At 69.7% G+C, this 14,726-nt stretch carries 15 protein-coding genes; 14 read left to right on the forward strand and 1 reads right to left on the reverse strand.

Annotation, left to right across the window (positions count from 1 at the left end; genetic code table 11):
* The first annotated feature begins 60 nt into the window (after nucleotides 1-60).
* The 5 genes from mnmA to VZQ01_RS39420 all read left to right on the forward strand — a co-directional run bounded on the left by mnmA (nucleotide 61) and on the right by VZQ01_RS39420 (nucleotide 3,770).
* Complete coding sequence (gene mnmA, locus VZQ01_RS39400) at nucleotides 61-1,107, forward strand: tRNA 2-thiouridine(34) synthase MnmA (RefSeq protein ID WP_223747427.1); 1,047 nt, start codon at nucleotides 61-63, stop codon at nucleotides 1,105-1,107.
* 29 nt (nucleotides 1,108-1,136) lie between these two features.
* Entirely contained in the window at nucleotides 1,137-1,904 is a 768-nt protein-coding gene (locus VZQ01_RS39405) for a hypothetical protein (protein ID WP_141323298.1), read from the forward strand.
* A gap of 77 nt (nucleotides 1,905-1,981) precedes the next feature.
* Nucleotides 1,982-2,347, forward strand: coding sequence for an integration host factor subunit beta (locus VZQ01_RS39410; protein ID WP_223747428.1), 366 nt, complete (start codon nucleotides 1,982-1,984; stop codon nucleotides 2,345-2,347).
* 135 nt (nucleotides 2,348-2,482) lie between these two features.
* Nucleotides 2,483-3,379, forward strand: a complete 897-nt coding sequence (locus tag VZQ01_RS39415) for an SPOR domain-containing protein (RefSeq protein WP_426746208.1) — start codon at nucleotides 2,483-2,485, stop codon at nucleotides 3,377-3,379.
* Nucleotides 3,380-3,407: 28 nt separating this feature from the next.
* A complete protein-coding gene (locus VZQ01_RS39420; protein WP_046714085.1) occupies nucleotides 3,408-3,770 on the forward strand; it encodes a cupin domain-containing protein in 363 nt (120 codons plus the stop codon).
* Between the two features lie 42 nt (nucleotides 3,771-3,812).
* Here the strand turns inward: VZQ01_RS39420 and VZQ01_RS39425 are convergent, their stop codons facing one another.
* Complete coding sequence (locus tag VZQ01_RS39425; protein ID WP_223747430.1) at nucleotides 3,813-4,436, reverse strand: hypothetical protein; 624 nt, start codon at nucleotides 4,434-4,436, stop codon at nucleotides 3,813-3,815.
* A gap of 94 nt (nucleotides 4,437-4,530) precedes the next feature.
* Between VZQ01_RS39425 and VZQ01_RS39430 the strand changes: the two genes are divergently transcribed.
* The 9 genes from VZQ01_RS39430 (at nucleotide 4,531) to carA (ending at nucleotide 14,719) form a co-directional block, all read left to right on the forward strand.
* On the forward strand, nucleotides 4,531-4,710 hold the full coding sequence (locus VZQ01_RS39430; protein ID WP_046714083.1) for a ribbon-helix-helix domain-containing protein: 180 nt from the start codon (nucleotides 4,531-4,533) through the stop codon (nucleotides 4,708-4,710).
* A gap of 28 nt (nucleotides 4,711-4,738) precedes the next feature.
* The gene (locus VZQ01_RS39435; protein WP_223783748.1) at nucleotides 4,739-5,695 is read left to right on the forward strand and encodes a UDP-glucuronic acid decarboxylase family protein; all 957 of its coding nucleotides are present in this window, start codon (nucleotides 4,739-4,741) and stop codon (nucleotides 5,693-5,695) included.
* 71 nt (nucleotides 5,696-5,766) lie between these two features.
* Nucleotides 5,767-6,708, forward strand: a complete 942-nt coding sequence (locus VZQ01_RS39440; protein WP_223747432.1) for an NAD-dependent epimerase/dehydratase family protein — start codon at nucleotides 5,767-5,769, stop codon at nucleotides 6,706-6,708.
* Nucleotides 6,709-6,921: 213 nt separating this feature from the next.
* On the forward strand, nucleotides 6,922-8,733 hold the full coding sequence (gene lepA, locus VZQ01_RS39445) for a translation elongation factor 4 (RefSeq protein ID WP_141323305.1): 1,812 nt from the start codon (nucleotides 6,922-6,924) through the stop codon (nucleotides 8,731-8,733).
* A gap of 3 nt (nucleotides 8,734-8,736) precedes the next feature.
* On the forward strand, nucleotides 8,737-9,993 hold the full coding sequence (lepB, locus tag VZQ01_RS39450; RefSeq protein WP_223747433.1) for a signal peptidase I: 1,257 nt from the start codon (nucleotides 8,737-8,739) through the stop codon (nucleotides 9,991-9,993).
* Nucleotides 9,994-10,067: 74 nt separating this feature from the next.
* Nucleotides 10,068-11,315 (forward strand): signal peptidase I, encoded by a 1,248-nt coding sequence (gene lepB / locus VZQ01_RS39455; protein WP_426746209.1) that lies wholly within the window; start codon nucleotides 10,068-10,070, stop codon nucleotides 11,313-11,315.
* A gap of 85 nt (nucleotides 11,316-11,400) precedes the next feature.
* Nucleotides 11,401-12,294 carry an aspartate carbamoyltransferase catalytic subunit gene (locus VZQ01_RS39460; RefSeq protein ID WP_426746210.1) on the forward strand — a complete coding sequence of 298 codons (894 nt, stop codon included), beginning with the start codon at nucleotides 11,401-11,403 and terminating at the stop codon, nucleotides 12,292-12,294.
* The gene (locus VZQ01_RS39465) at nucleotides 12,291-13,595 is read left to right on the forward strand and encodes a dihydroorotase (protein ID WP_426746211.1); all 1,305 of its coding nucleotides are present in this window, start codon (nucleotides 12,291-12,293) and stop codon (nucleotides 13,593-13,595) included. The genes VZQ01_RS39460 and VZQ01_RS39465 overlap by 4 nt, the downstream gene beginning before the upstream one ends.
* Nucleotides 13,595-14,719, forward strand: a complete 1,125-nt coding sequence (gene carA / locus VZQ01_RS39470) for a glutamine-hydrolyzing carbamoyl-phosphate synthase small subunit (RefSeq protein ID WP_223747436.1) — start codon at nucleotides 13,595-13,597, stop codon at nucleotides 14,717-14,719. Before VZQ01_RS39465 ends, carA begins: the two co-directional genes overlap by 1 nt.
* Nucleotides 14,720-14,726: the final 7 nt, after the last annotated feature.

The following is a 14,726-nucleotide window of genomic DNA, read 5'->3' on the forward strand; positions in this document are numbered from 1 at the left end:
GGGGGCATCCAGCGTCCTGCCGCGTGCGCCCGGAGGCCGGGGCGTGTAGGAAGGGACACCATGCGAGTCGTCGTTGCGATGAGCGGCGGGGTGGATTCCTCGGCCGCTGCCGCCCTGCTCAAGGAGCAGGGCCACGAGGTCATCGGCATCACCCTGCGCGTCTGGTCCTACGAGGGCAAGGCGAAGTGCGGCAGTTGCTGCAGTCCCGACGACATCGATGACGCGCGCGCCGTCGCCCAGGCGCTGGGCATCCCGTACTACGTCGCCAACGCGGAGGAGATCTTCCAGGACCGCGTCGTCAACCCCTTCGTCCAGTCGTACCTGGGCGGACGCACGCCCATCCCGTGCGTGGCCTGCAACCGCGACGTGAAGTTCAACTTCCTGCTCAAGCGGGCCCGGGCGCTCGGCGCCAGGTTGGCCACGGGCCACTACGCGCGCGTCGAGGAGCAGGACGGCCGCTACGTCCTGCGCCGCGCCGCGGACCTGGCCAAGGACCAGAGCTACTTCCTCTTCACGCTGGGCCAGGACGAGCTGCGCGACATCGTCTTCCCCGTGGGCGACATGACCAAGGCCCAGGTGCGCGCCGTCGCCGAGCGCCACGCGCTGCCCACCAGCCACAAGCCGGAGAGCATGGAGATCTGCTTCGTGCCGGACGGCGACTACGCGGGCTTCGTGGAGAAGGTCGCCGGCCCCCAGCCCGAGGGCGACATCGTCGACGCGGAAGGGCAGGTGCTCGGCAAGCACCACGGCATCCATCGCTACACGGTGGGCCAGCGCAAGGGCCTCAACCTGGGCGGCGGCCAGGTGCGCTACGTCCAGCGCCTGGAGCCGGACACCCACCGCGTCGTCGTGGGCAACGCCGAGGACACGGGGCGCGATCGCTTCGGGCTGCTCCAGCCCCACTGGGTGGACGCGCCCCCGTCTCCCGAGACGCCCGTGGAGGTCCGCATCCGCCACCGCCACGCCGGCGCCGCCGGGCGCGTGGAGATCTCCCCCCACGGGCTCGTTTCGGTGAAGCTGGAGGCGCCGGCGCGCGCCGTCACGCCGGGACAGGCCGCCGTGGTCTACGCTCAGGACCGGGTCCTGGGTGGTGGGTGGATCGTCTGAGCTCGAGTCAACCGGGAGGAGTACGGGACATGGCGCAGCGCCTCGTGGGATGCCTGCTGGTCGCGGCCAGTCTCGTCGCCGGCTGCAAGGAGCGCTCGGACAAGCCCATCGCCGGACTGCTCGCGGCCGGTGCCCCCGTGGTGCGCAAGGAAGGCAAGGCCGAGTACACCATCGCCGTGGGCGCGCAGCTCCTGGGCGACGTGAAGCTCACCGCCACCGGGCCCGCGGTGCTCGAGTACTTCGGCGGCGGCCTGCGCTTCCTGGAGAAGGGTGACACGCTGGAGGTGGGCGACGCGGACGAGGCGAAGCTGCACGGCTCCAACCTCCCGTCGTACCGCTGGGCGGACGGCGGCGTGCAGGAGGCGCCCCGCGCGCTGCGCATCGTCGCCGCCCGCTACACCAACGTGCAGGTGACGCCCAAGAGCGCGCACGAGGACGCGTACACGTCCACCCAGTACTTCGTCGCCTTCTTCACGCCCAACGGCCTGAGCCGGCTCGGCTCCGACACGAAGCACGAGGGGCCCCACCAGCCGCTGCCCGCGCCGCCGTTCCGCCCCAAGGTCCCCTTCATCCACGCCGGAGACCTGGGCGAGGGCGGGCTGGTGGCGGTGGTGGAGGACGGCTTCGCCGTGGCGGAGACGGATGACCTGGCCACCGCGGTCCTGCTGGAGGGACGCGAGGTGCCGCTGGGCCGCACCGTGCGCCTGCTGGTGCCGGACGGCGCGGAGGTCACCCTCAAGGGCGCGGGCGGCGTCGAGGTGGAGGTGGAAGGGCCCGCCGACGTGCGCCTGCGTTGAGCCTGGACCCGGGGACGGTTTGTCCTCGCGGGGCCGGCTTCTGTAGAGTCCCTCGTCCCTCTCGGCCGGGGTGTGCCATGACGAGGAGTGAGCTCATCGAACGCATCGCGGAGCGTGCGCCCCACGTACCGCGACGTGAGTTGGAGTCCATCGTCCACGCCGTCTTCGACTGCATGGCGGAGGCCCTCGTGGCCGGCCGGCGCATCGAGCTGCGCGGCTTCGGCGTCTTCTCGCTGCGCACCCGGCGCGCGCGCACCGGCCGCAACCCGAAGACGGGCAAGAGCGTCGCCGTGCCCGAGCGCCGCACGCTCTCGTTCGCCGCGGGCAAGGAGCTGCGCGCGCGCCTCAACGCGCCAGCGCCCCGACAGGAGCCCGTGGGCTCCGTGCTGCCGCCGGGGGTGCTCGCCACGCAGCCGCTCGCGTCGACGTCGCTCGCCCCTTAGCGGGGCGCGGGCGCGCGGCTTTCCGTGAATTTGACCGTGTGGGAGGTGGGGCGTACCTTCCCTCGACGCCGACGCTACAGGCCGCAACACGGACTCGTGTGGCCCGCTCTGTCCGCGCGCGAGGATTCCTGAGTCATGCGTGATGCCCACCGGATGAAAGAGAAGTTCGATGTCTCTCTGGACAACCGGCAGATTGTCAGCCTGTTGATCGCCGGCATCGTGGTGCTCGGCGCCGTCTTCGTGCTGGGCGTCGTCGTGGGCAAGAAGCTCGCGGGCGATGCCCAGACGGCCAGCGCCCCCGACCTGCTCTCCGCCCTGGACGCCAACGCCCAGGCGCTGCAGGCCGTGCGCAAGGAGCCGCAGCTGACGTTCCAGGACGAGCTGACGCGCAAGGCCAGCGCGGAGCCCATCGCGCCTGTCGCGCCCAAGCCCGCCCCCAAGGCGCCCGTCGTCGCCGAGAAGCCCGTGGCGAAGCCCGCCGAGCCGGTGAAGACCGCCGCGCTCGCCCCGACGCCGGACCCTGACACCGGTGAGCTGCCCCCGGAGGAGCCGGCCGAGGAGCCCAAGGCCGTCGCCGAGGAGCCCAAGACCGTCGTCGAGGCACCCAAGCCCGTGGAGAAGCCCGCCGCCGAGAAGCCGGCCGAGAAGCCCGCGGCCCTCGCGGTGAAGCCCGCGGTGGTGTCCGGCAAGGTGGAGGTGGCGGCCGTCCCCACGCGCACGACGCAGAAGGAGGGTGGCGGACTGAAGGAGGCCATCGCCCGGGCCGCGCAGCTGCCGGACCCCGCGGTGAAGGGTGGGGCGTTCACGCTCCAGCTCTCGGCGTTCCAGGACAAGCAGGAGGCCGAGCGTTTCATGGGTCGGTTGCGCGACCGCGGCTATGCCCCGTATATCGTCACCGCGGAGGTGGCCGGCAAGGGCACCTGGTACCGCGTGCGCATGGGCACCTTCGCCTCGAAGGACGCTGCCACCCGGTATCTGTCAGACTTCAAGCGAGAGACGCAGCTCGACGCGTTCGTGGCCGGCACGAACTGAAGAGCGGCCGAGGAAGACAGGAAGCACCATGACGACGACGAGGCGGGTGGAGAAGCCCTGGGGCCACGAGCTCATCTGGGCCCACACCGAGCGCTATGTGGGCAAGCTGCTGCACGTGAAGCAGGGCCACAAGCTCAGCCTGCAGTACCACAACCAGAAGGACGAGACGATCCACGTCCAGAGCGGCAAGCTGCTCTTCGTCGTCGACGAGGGACAGGGGCTCATCGAGAAGGAGATGAACCCGGGCGAGAGCTACCACATCAAGCCGCTCACCAAGCACCGCATGGTGGCCCTCACCGACTGCGACATCCTCGAGGTGAGCACCCCCGAGCTGGATGACGTCGTCCGGCTGGAGGACTCCTACGGTCGCACCGGCACCAGCAAGCCGTAGCCGTCCTCGCCGCACCCGGAAGGTGGACGCGGCCCGGCGCCTTCAGTCGCTGGCCGCGTTGTTGGGATTGCGGGTCCACTTGTCGACGGTGCCGTCGCCGTCCAGGTCCTCGCCGATGCGGTCCACCTGGCCCTTCTCCCAGTACTCCCAATAGTCCACGCGGCCGTCGCCGTTGGTGTCGCGCTCCTTGCGCACCAGCACGCCGCGCTCGTAGTACGTGACGCTGTCGGGCTTGCCGTCCCCGTCGAAGTCCCGCTCGCGGCGCGTGTTGGCCCCCTTCTCGTAGAAGTAGGTGGCGTCCACCTTGCCGTCGTAGTCCAGGTCCATCACCTCGCGCATCAGCGCGCCGGACTCGTCGAAGAAGCGCGTCAGGTCCACGCGCCCGTCCCAGTTCAGGTCCAGCTCCTGGCGCACCTTGCGCAGCGTGTCCGAGCCCTCCACGTCCACCGTGTACGTCCACACGTCGGGCTTGCCGTCGCCATTCACGTCCTGCGCCGTGACGTGCTCGCCGCGCGCGCGCTCGGGCTGCACGGACTCGCCGGTGGTGGTGGGTGAGGATTGACCCGAGGCGCCCTGCTTGGGCCCGGAGGCCTTGTTCCCGGCACAGCCCGCGAGCAGGCCCGTGGTGACGAATCCGAGGAAAATCCAGCGCTTGCCGACTGTCATCCGGGGCTCCCGCGACGATGGGGCGTCTGGGCCAGGACATGTGCACGAGATGCTTCCGCGCGCCACGTCATTCCATATATTTTCACATATCGCCATGGCCCGAAAGAAAGTCAGCACCACCATCTACATTACCCCGGAGCAGAACGAGCTCCTCAAGGCGCTGAACCAGAAGACCAAGGTGCCCGTGGCCGAGTACATCCGCCAGGGCATCGACCTGGTCCTGGAGAAGTACAAGGCGCAGCTGCCGGGGCAGGCGACCTTCGACGAGATTTGAGAGAAGAAAGAGGCGGCACGTGAAGAGCATGCAGGGGAAGCGAGTGGTGGTCCTGGGCGGCGCGGGCTTCGTTGGCTCGCACCTGTGTGAGCGCTTGCTGGATGACGGCGCGGCCCGGGTGACGGCGGTGGACAACCTGATCACGGGCAATGAGGAGAACCTGCGCACGCTGAAGGGGCGCCCGGGCTTCTCGTACGTGAAGGCGGACATCACCGAGGGCATCCCCGTGGAGGGGCCGCTCGACTACGTGTTGAACCTGGCCTCGCCCGCCTCGCCCATCGACTACGCGAACCTCCCGCTGGAGACCTTGCGCGTGGGCTCCATCGGCACGGAGAACGGGCTGAAGCTGGCGGAGAAGCACCACGCCGTCTTCCTGATGGCCTCCACCTCCGAGGTGTATGGAGACCCGTTGGTGCACCCGCAGCGCGAGGACTACTGGGGCAACGTCAATCCCATCGGTCCGCGCTCGGTGTACGACGAGGCCAAGCGCTACTCGGAGGCGATCACCGCGGCCTACGGGCGCAAGGGCGTGCAGGTGCGCATCGTGCGCATCTTCAACACCTACGGCCCGCGCATGCGCCTCAACGACGGCCGCGTGGTGCCGGCCTTCGTGGGCCAGGCGCTGCAGGGCGAGGACTTCACGGTGTTCGGGGACGGCAGCCAGACGCGCTCGTTCTGTTACGTGAAGGACCTGGTGGACGGCCTGGTGCGGCTGGCGCTGTCGGACGAGCCCAACCCGGTCAACATCGGCAACCCCCGGGAGATGACCATCCGCCAGTTCGCGGAGGCCGTGCGCACGGCGGCGGGCGGGGGCGGGAAGATCATCGAGAAGCCCTTGCCCAAGGACGACCCCAAGCAGCGTCAGCCAGACATCACCCGGGCCCGCACGATCCTGAACTGGGAGCCCAAGGTGCCGCTGGAAGAGGGTTTGCGAGAGACCATCGCGTACTTCCGCGAGGTTGCCGTGCGACGCTCCCCGGCATAGGTTGCCGCCGCGAGTGATCCTGGATGTGAAGACGGGTCCGGCCACGGCCGGATGGCGGGGAGAGCGATAGCGTGAAAGTCCTGGTGACGGGTGGCGCGGGCTTCATTGGCTCGCACGTGTGTGACGAGTTCCTCCGGGGTGGGCATGAGGTCATCGCCCTGGATGACCTGTCCGGCGGCCGGAAGGAGAACCTGGACCCTCGCGTCCGGCTGGCGGTGCATGACATCCGCAGCCGGGAGGCCTCGGAGCTCATCAAGGCGGAGAAGCCGGACGTCCTCTGCCACCTGGCCGCGCAGATGGACGTGCGGCGCAGCGTGGACGACCCGGGCTTCGACGCGGACGTGAACATCCGCGGCATGCTCAACCTCCTGGAGGCCGCGCGCGTCTCCGGCGTCAAGAAGGTCATCTTCAGCTCCACGGGCGGCGCCATCTACGGAGAGCAGGACGTGTTCCCCGCGCCGGAGTCCCACGCCACGCGGCCGGTGTCGCCGTACGGCGTCTCCAAGGCGGCCGGCGAGCTGTACCTGGGCTACTACAAGGCCCAGTACGGCCTGCCGTACGTCGCCCTCCGGTACGCGAACGTCTACGGCCCGCGCCAGAATCCGCACGGCGAGGCGGGCGTGGTGGCCATCTTCTGCCAGCGCCTCTTGTCCGGGCAGGGCTGCACCATCTTCGGCGAGGGCAAGCAGACGCGTGACTTCGTCTTCGGTCCCGACGTCGCCCGCGCCAACCGGCTGGCCTTCGAGAAGGACTACGTGGGCGCCATCAACATCGGCACCGGCGTGGAGACGGACATCAACCGCCTCTATGGTCTGCTGGCCGAGGCGGCCGGCTCGTCCGCGCCCGCGGCCCACGCCCCGGGCAAGCCGGGTGAGCAGCTGCGCTCGTGCATCGACAACTCGCTCGCGAAGAAGGTCCTGGGCTGGGAGCCCACGGTGGACCTGCGCGAGGGCGCCCGCCGCACGGTGGCGTTCTTCCGCGAGAAGGCCGAGCCCGGCCGCGCCCACGGCTGAAGCCCGCCGGGTCGCAGGGCAGGGGAGTCCGGGAGGGGCCCTCGGGGTGCCTCCCGGGGTCCTGTCATGGCCTGGGGCGTGCCTCGGGCGGCATGATGCTTGGGGAACAATCGAGCGCCCCTGACGGGTTGCTCGTCGGGCAGTCGTTCGCGCGTAGATTTTCGCGCGGTTCGATGTTACTCACGCCCGCTTCTTTCGACGAGCGCCCCGAACATGCCGGCTGAAAACGCGCACATCCGCAACTTCTGCATCATCGCCCATATCGACCATGGGAAGTCGACGCTGGCCGACCGCCTCCTCGACAAGACGGGGACGCTGAGCAAGCGCGAGGCGCAGGCCCAGTTCCTCGACAACATGGACATCGAGCGCGAACGGGGCATCACCATCAAGGCCCAGTCCGTGCGGATGAACTACACGGCGAAGGACGGCAAGCAGTACGTCCTGAACCTCATCGACACGCCGGGGCACGTCGACTTCGCCTACGAGGTGAGCCGCAGCCTGGCCGCGTGCGAGGGCGCGCTGCTGGTGGTGGACGCGTCGCAGGGCGTGGAGGCGCAGACGCTCGCCAACGTCTACATGGCGTTGGATCACGACCTGGAGATCATCCCGGTCATCAACAAGATCGACCTGCCCAGCGCCGACGTGGACCGCACGCGCGCCGAGATTGAAGACGTCATCGGCATCGACGCGTCGGTGGCCGTGCCCGCGTCCGCGAAGGAGGGCATCGGCATCCACGAGATCCTCGAGTCCGTGGTGGCCCGCGTGCCCCCGCCGACGGGCATGCCGGACGCGCCCCTCAAGGCGCTCGTGTTCGACTCCTGGTACGACAACTACCGGGGCGTGGTGACGCTGGTGCGCGTGCTCGAGGGCACGCTGAAGCTCAAGCAGAAGATCAAGCTGTGGAGCAACAACAAGGTCTTCGAGGTCCAGGAGCTGGGGGTCTTCAGCCCGTTCTCCCGTCCGGTGCAGCAGCTGATGGCCGGCGAGGTGGGCGTGCTGGTGGCCAACATCAAGGAGCTCCAGGACGCCAAGGTCGGTGACACCGTCACGGAGGAGGCCCGTCCCACGGACGCGCCGTTCCCCGGCTTCCAGGAAGTCAAGCCGATGGTGTTCTCCGGCATCTTCCCGGTGGACTCGGACCAGTACGAGAACCTGCGCGACGCGCTGGCGAAGCTGAAGCTCAACGACTCCGCCTTCACGTACGAGCCCGAGTCCTCCACGGCGCTCGGCTTCGGCTTCCGCTGCGGCTACCTGGGCCTGCTCCACATGGAGATCGTCCAGGAGCGCCTGGAGCGCGAGTACAACCTGGACCTCATCACCACGGCGCCCAGCGTGGTGTACCGCATCACCACCAGCAAGGGGGACGTCCTGCTCGTGGACAACCCCGCGAAGCTGCCGCCGGTGCAGAGCATCGAGAAGTTCGAGGAGCCCATCCTCACCTGTCACATCCACGTCCCGAATGATCACCTGGGCGCCATCCTGAAGCTGTGCCAGGAGCGCCGCGGCGTGCAGAAGGACATGAAGTACCTGGGCAGCAGCGGTCAGCGCGTGCAGGTGACGTACGAGATGCCGATGGCCGAGGTGGTCTTCGACTTCTTCGACAAGCTCAAGAGCGTGTCGCGCGGCTACGCGAGCCTGGACTATGAGCTGACGGGCTACGAGGAGGCGGACCTGGCGCGCCTGGACATCCTCATCAACGGGGACCCGGTGGACGCGCTGAGCGTCATCGTGCACCGCGAGCGCGCGTACCTGCGCGGCCGCGAGGTGTGCCAGAAGCTCAAGGAGGTCATCCCGAAGCAGATGTACGAGGTGGCCATCCAGGCGGCCATCGGCGCGAAGATCATCTCGCGCGAGACCATCTCCGCCATGCGCAAGAACGTGCTCGCCAAGTGCTACGGCGGCGACATCAGCCGCAAGCGCAAGCTCCTCGAGAAGCAGAAGGAGGGCAAGAAGCGCATGAAGCAGGTGGGCACGGTGGAGATTCCGCAGGAGGCCTTCCTCGCGGTCCTGAAGACGGAGCAGTAGCCCATGAACGCCGCCAGTCCTTCGGCCACCCCTCCCGCGAAGCTGGCGTCCGTGATGGCGGCCCGGCGCACCCCCGAGCAGGTGCGCGCCCGGCGCACGCTGGTGTGGCGGGAGATGCTCACCAGTCTGTGGGCCCCGCTGTGCATCATCGCCATCGTCCTGTTCCCGTACACGGTGCTCATCGAGTACGTGCCCACGGCGGCCTCGTGGGCGCAGCCGGCGATGAAGGGGCTGGGGCTGTTGATGGTGGCGTACTTCGCGGCGCTGCTCGTGTGGCGCAACGTGTCGCCCAAGGAGAAGCAGCTGCGGCGCCTGCGGCACGAGGCGCATGAGCTCATCTCGGAGAACGAGCGCATCCTCCAGAAGCCGGGCGTGCGGGAGAAGGTCTCCCCGGCGGTGGCGGAGCAGATCGCCGAGCAGGCGCTGAAGGTGGAGGGCGCGTCGGCGGCGGGTGACTCGGACGCGCTGGTGCGCGAGGTGAAGGCGCTGGAGGCGCTGACCACGCAGCACCTGGGGGCGTTCCGCAAGGAGTCGGCGGCGGACTTCGTGGGCGGCTTCGTGAAGATGCTGCTGGTGGCGCTGGTGTTCCGCACCTTCATCGTGGAGCCCTACCGGATTCCGTCCGGCTCCATGCTGCCCACGCTGCAGATCGGCGACCAGGTCTTCATCAACAAGTTCATCTACGGCGTGCGTGTGCCGTTCGCCAACGTGGTGCCATTCGTCATCGTCCGCCCCCCCGCGCGCGGCGACGTCATCGTGTTCAACAACCCCGTCAACGAGGCCACCGACTACATCAAGCGTGTGGTGGGCGTGCCGGGCGACACGGTGGAGATGTACGACGGCGTGGTCCACATCAACGGTCAGCCGCAGGCGCGCCAGCTGGTGGACGGCGAGTACATCGTCCACAACATCACCGACAGCGGCCAGTGGTACGACCAGCAGGAGGCGCTCTACCAGGAGAGCCTGAGCGGCGTGCCGCACAGCGTGCTCCAGACGCCCACGCGCATGCCCCGCCACGAGGGCCCCTACGTCGTCCCCGAGGGCCACGTCTTCGTGATGGGCGACAACCGGGACAACAGCTCCGACAGCCGCCACGGCCTGGGCGTCACCGGCTACGGCCGCACGGAGTTCGTGCCGTACGGCCACATCAAGGGCAAGGCCATGGTGGTGTGGCTGTCCCTGGGCTACCACGGCCTGTTCCACGGGCTGTTCGGCGGCACCGGTCTGCGGTTGGACCGCTTCTTCGAGCCCGTGCGCTGACGTCGCCCGTCCCGGGCTGACGGGAACTCCTGGCAATCGTTCCCCTCGTGGTTCGTAGAGGGGAGCGGTCGACCATGCGCTCCTCGAGTCCCTCCGCTGTGTCCGTGGTGTCGTTGCCCTCCCTGATGGCGGCCCGGCGCACCGTCGCGCAACGGCAGGCCTACCAGCGGCTCCGGTGGCGAGAGCGGCTCACCAGCCTGTGGGCCCCGGTGCTCATCATCGCCGCGGCGCTGTTCCCGTACATGACGCTCATTGCGTTCGTGCCCTTGGCCGCGAGCTGGGCGCAGCCGCTGATGAAGGGGCTGGGGCTGCTCATGGTGGCGTACTACGTCGTCCTCTGGGTCCGGCGTGGCGTCCAGCCCACCTGGTTCCAGGCCCGTCGCGCCGCGCGCGAGCAGCTCGACGAGAGCGAGCGGGCCCTGGCCCGGGCGCAGGCGAAGCAGGCATTGGCCGTGGGGACGGGCGAGCTCTTCGCCGAGCAGGCGCTGAAGGTGGAGTCAGCCTCGGTGCGCGGGGACGCGGACGTGCTGCACGGCGAGGTGAAGCTCCTGTCGGCCCTCACGGAGCGGCACCTGGGCGCCTTCCGCAAGGAGTCCACCGTGGAGCTCTTCGGCGGCGTGGCGAAGTTCCTGCTCATCGCCCTGGTGTTCCGCACCGCCTGCGTGGAGCCCTATCGGATTCCGTCCGGCTCCATGCTGCCCACGCTGCACATCGGCGACTTCGTCCTCATCAACAAGTTCATCTACGGCGTGCGCGTGCCGTTCGCCAACGTGGTGCCGTTCGTCATCCTGCGTCCCCCGGCCCGCGGGGATGTCATCGTGTTCAACAACCCGGTCGACACGCCCGCCGACTACATCAAGCGCGTGGTGGCCGTGCCGGGGGACACGGTGGAGCTGTTCGACGGCGTGGTGCACATCAACGGCCAGCCGCAGGCCCGCCAGCTCGAGGACCTGGAGTTCGTCGTGCACGACCTCGCGGAGGGGACGTGGTTCGAGCGGCGGGAGGCGCTCTACCGGGAGGACCTGGGAGGTGTGTCGCACGCGGTGCTCCAGACGCCCACGCGGACGCCTCGCCACGAGGGGCCCTACGTCGTCCCCGAGGGCCATGTCTTCGTCCTGGGGGACAACCGGGACAACAGCGCGGACAGCCGCCACGGGCTCGGCAGGCCCGGGGGCTACGGCGAGCCGGCCTACGTCCCGTATGGCCACATCAAGGGCAAGGCGCTGGTGATGTGGCTGTCGGTGAGCCACGGCGGTCTGTTGCACGGACTGTTCGGCGGCACCGGTCTGCGGGTGGACCGCTTCTTCGAGCCCGTGCGCTGAACCACACCCAGGGGGCGAGCGACCCGCCGTCCCTCGGACGGTGCTTGACGCGCCGCACGGCCCGGGGTACGCGGCGGCCCCGGCCATGAGACACCTCCTTGGAATCGAAGGCTGGCGCCGGGACGAGCTCGAAGCGGTGCTCGACAGGGCGCGTGCGCACCTGCCCGGTGGCCCGGATGCCACCCACACCCTGCGCGGCAAGGTCGTCGCCAACCTCTTCTTCGAGGACTCGACGCGCACTCGCACCTCGTTCCACATGGCCGCCCGCGGCCTGGGAGCGGGCGTGCTCAACTGGAGCCCCTCCGGCTCGTCCACCTCCAAGGGCGAGACGCTGCTGGACACCGCCCGGAACATCGAGGCGACGGGCCCCGTGGCCATCGTCATGCGGCACCGCTCGTCGGGCGCGCCGCACCTCGTCGCCAGGCACGTGCGCTGCGCCGTCATCAACGCGGGCGACGGCACCCACGAGCACCCCTCCCAGGCGCTGCTGGACGCCTTCACCCTGCGCCAGCGCTGGGGCGGCCTGGACGGCCGCACGGTGCTCATCGTCGGCGACATCCTCCACAGCCGCGTGGCCCGCTCCAACCTCTGGTGCCTGAAGGCGCTGGGCGCGCGCGTGGTGTTCTGCGGTCCGCCCACGCTGATGCCGCCGGGGCTGGCGGAACTGGGCGCGGAGGTGACGCACAACCTGGACGCCGCGCTGCCCCTGGCGGACGCGGTGATGTGCCTGCGGCTGCAACTGGAGCGGATGGGCGAGGCGTTCCTGCCCTCCACGAAGGAGTACTCGCGGCTGTTCGGCCTCACCGCCGCGCGCGAGGAGCGGATGAAGGCGGGCGCGCTGGTGATGCACCCGGGCCCCATCAACCGGGGGCTGGAGCTGGCGCCCTCGGTGGCGGACGGGGCGCGCAGCGTCATCCTGGAGCAGGTGTCCAACGGCGTCGCCGTGCGGCGGGCCATCCTCGAGGTCTGCACGTCATGAGTGCCACGGTGCTTTTCCGCAGAGGCCGCGTCATCGACCCGCGCAACGGCGTGGACGGCGTGCGCGACGTCCTGGTGCAGGACGGCAAGGTGGCCCAGGTCTCCGACGCGCCGCTGTCCGCGCCCGCCGGGGCCGAGGTGGTGGACGCCGATGGCAAGTGGGTGCTGCCGGGCTTCATCGACCTGCACGTGCACCTGCGCGAGCCGGGCGAGGAGGGCAAGGAGACGGTGCTCACCGGCTGCCGCGCCGCCGTGGCCGGAGGCTTCACCGCCGTGGTGGCCATGCCCAACACCAAGGTGGTCAACGACAGCGGGCTCGTCACGGAGCTGGTGCTGTCGCGCGCCCGCGCCGCCAACCTGTGCCACGTGTACCCCGCGGGGGCCATCACCAAGGGCCTCAAGGGCGAGGAGCTGGCGGAGACGGGCGAGCTCATCTCCTCCGGCTGCGTGGCGATCACGGACGACGGCCGGCCGGTGATGAACGCGGCCCTGATGCGCCGCGCGCTCCAGTACGCCACGCAGTTCGGCGTGCCGGTGATGGTGCACGAGGAGGACCTCACGCTGTCCGCCGGTGGCGCCATGCACGAGGGGCCCACGTCCACGCGGCTGGGCCTGCGCGGCATCCCCGCGTCCGCCGAGGTGGCCATGGTGGCGCGCGACCTGGTGCTGCTCGAGGAGACGAAGGGCCGGCTGCACATCGCCCACGTGTCCTGCGAGGGCAGCGTGCGGCTCATCCGCGAGGCCAAGCGCCGGGGCCTGCTCGTCACCGCCGAGGTGACGCCGCACCACCTCATCCTGGATGACCGGGCGGTGGGGGACTACGACACGCACGCGAAGATGGCGCCGCCCCTGCGCGCGGACCGGGACGTGGAGGCGCTGCGCGAGGCCATCGTCGATGGCACCATCGACGCCATCGCCACGGACCACGCGCCCCATGGCGTGCTGGACAAGCAGGTGGAGTTCGAGAAGGGCATCAACGGAATCGTGGGGCTGGAGACGGCCCTCGGGCTGACGATGGAGCTGGTGCACGCGGGGCGGCTGGACGCGAAGCGGGCGGTGGAGCTGCTGTCGCATGGCCCGGCGAAGGCGTTCGGCCTGCCGGGCGGCCACCTGGCCCCCGGGGCTCCGGCGGACATCACCGTGGTGGACCCCTCGGAGGAGTGGACGGTGGATGCCCACCGGTTCTATTCCCGCAGCCGGAATACCCCCTTCCATGGCCGTAAGCAGAAGGGACGCGTGGTGCAGACCTGGGTTTCTGGCCGGAAGGTGTACGCCGACGGTCAGGTGAAGGAGTCGCGGTGATGACGAAGCGGGCAGTGCTCGCCCTGGCGGATGGCACCACCTTCGAGGGTCGCGCTTTCGGCGCGGTCGGCGAGACGGTGGGTGAGGTGGTCTTCAACACGTCCATGTACGGCTACCAGGAGATCCTCACGGACCCCTCGTACGTCGGGCAGATCGTCACCATGTCCTACCCGGAGATGGGCAACGTCGGCACGACGCCGGAGGACGAGGAGGCGGGCAAGCCGCACGCGGTGGGCATGGTGGTGCGCGCCCTCGCGAGCCAGCCCTCCAACTGGCGCTCGAAGGAGTCGCTGGACGCGTACCTGAAGCGCCACAACGTCGCCGGCATCGAGGGCCTGGACACCCGCCGCCTGGTCCGCCACCTGCGCACCCATGGTGCGCAGATGGGCGTCATCTCCAGCGAGGGCCTGTCCCCGAACGCCCTGGCCGAGCGCGCCCGCACGGCGCACGGCATGGAGGGCCTGGACCTTGCCACCGGCGTGTCCACCAAGACGCCGTACACCTTCACCGCGCCCTCGCCGGACGTCTTCACGGGCATCGGCGAGGCCCACCCCCAGGGCGAGCCCCGCTTCGACGTCGTCGCGTACGACTACGGCCTGAAGAAGTCGATGCTGCACTTCCTGGTCGACGTGGGCTGCCGCGTGACGGTGGTGCCGTCCCACACCACGGCGGACGAGGTGCTGGCCCGCAAGCCCCACGGCGTCTTCCTGGCCAACGGCCCCGGAGACCCGGCGGCGGTGAAGGGCGCGGACCGCACGGTGGCGGCGCTGCTGGGCAAGGTGCCGGTGTTCGGCATCTGCCTGGGGCATCAGATCATGGCCCTGGCGCTGGGCGGCCGGACGTACAAGATGAAGTTCGGCCACCGCGGCGGCAACCAGCCCGTGAAGGATTTGACGACGGGCAAGGTGGAGATCACCGCGCAGAACCACGGGTTCGCCGTGGACGACGCCAGCCTCAAGGGCAAGGCCGTGGTGACGCACATCAACCTGAATGATGGCACGGTGGAGGGTCTGGCCGTCCCGGACGCGCGGGCCTTCAGCGTGCAGTACCACCCCGAGGCCTCTCCGGGCCCCCACGACGCACGCTATCTCTTCGGCCGCTTCGCGAAGCTGATGGCGGGGTAGGATCTAC

The sequence above is a fragment of the Myxococcus faecalis genome, assembly GCF_050039385.1.
In the GTDB taxonomy this organism is placed as follows: Bacteria; Myxococcota; Myxococcia; order Myxococcales; family Myxococcaceae; genus Myxococcus; species Myxococcus fulvus.

Coding starts and splice junctions, on each gene's coding strand:
- mnmA (WP_223747427.1), top strand. CDS start 61: ATGCGAGTCGTCGTTGCGATGAGCGGCGGGGTGGATTCCTCGGCCGCT.
- VZQ01_RS39405 (WP_141323298.1), top strand. CDS start 1,137: ATGGCGCAGCGCCTCGTGGGATGCCTGCTGGTCGCGGCCAGTCTCGTC.
- VZQ01_RS39410 (WP_223747428.1), top strand. CDS start 1,982: ATGACGAGGAGTGAGCTCATCGAACGCATCGCGGAGCGTGCGCCCCAC.
- VZQ01_RS39415 (WP_426746208.1), top strand. CDS start 2,483: ATGCGTGATGCCCACCGGATGAAAGAGAAGTTCGATGTCTCTCTGGAC.
- VZQ01_RS39420 (WP_046714085.1), top strand. CDS start 3,408: ATGACGACGACGAGGCGGGTGGAGAAGCCCTGGGGCCACGAGCTCATC.
- VZQ01_RS39425 (WP_223747430.1), bottom strand. CDS start 4,436: ATGACAGTCGGCAAGCGCTGGATTTTCCTCGGATTCGTCACCACGGGC.
- VZQ01_RS39430 (WP_046714083.1), top strand. CDS start 4,531: ATGGCCCGAAAGAAAGTCAGCACCACCATCTACATTACCCCGGAGCAG.
- VZQ01_RS39435 (WP_223783748.1), top strand. CDS start 4,739: ATGCAGGGGAAGCGAGTGGTGGTCCTGGGCGGCGCGGGCTTCGTTGGC.
- lepA (WP_141323305.1), top strand. CDS start 6,922: ATGCCGGCTGAAAACGCGCACATCCGCAACTTCTGCATCATCGCCCAT.
- lepB (WP_223747433.1), top strand. CDS start 8,737: ATGAACGCCGCCAGTCCTTCGGCCACCCCTCCCGCGAAGCTGGCGTCC.
- lepB (WP_426746209.1), top strand. CDS start 10,068: ATGCGCTCCTCGAGTCCCTCCGCTGTGTCCGTGGTGTCGTTGCCCTCC.
- VZQ01_RS39460 (WP_426746210.1), top strand. CDS start 11,401: ATGAGACACCTCCTTGGAATCGAAGGCTGGCGCCGGGACGAGCTCGAA.
- VZQ01_RS39465 (WP_426746211.1), top strand. CDS start 12,291: ATGAGTGCCACGGTGCTTTTCCGCAGAGGCCGCGTCATCGACCCGCGC.
- carA (WP_223747436.1), top strand. CDS start 13,595: ATGACGAAGCGGGCAGTGCTCGCCCTGGCGGATGGCACCACCTTCGAG.